This window comes from Pseudomonas sp. AC463 (assembly GCF_979253585.1).
Window position 1 is genome coordinate 1 of record NZ_CEEDDZ010000802.1, and the last position, 258, is coordinate 258.

Here is a 258-nt window from a genome sequence, read left to right on the forward strand (position 1 = left end):
TTGCTATAGAGATTGGTCGCGGTTTGCCCAGCCTGCGCTGCACCTTCATCGTTAAAACGGGTCAAGTCCTTGACCTGCTGCTCCATATTATTGGTCAGGGGGCGGATGCTGGTACTCACCAGATTGACTGCCGCCGCTATGTCACCCTGCCTCATCAACGGTTCGAGAAGATCCAGTTGTTTGGAATAGGCATCAGCACTGTTTTTCACCGGCGTATAAAACGAGCGTTCTTTGTCGCTTGCGATGAGGGGCTCATAA

At 51.9% G+C, this 258-nt stretch carries 1 protein-coding gene; it reads right to left on the minus strand.

Translation table 11 applies throughout. The features are described from left to right. Positions 1–258, minus strand: a 258-nt coding sequence (locus tag AC0IYH_RS32440) for an MCP four helix bundle domain-containing protein (RefSeq protein WP_471838451.1), incomplete at both ends; no start/stop codon positions are given.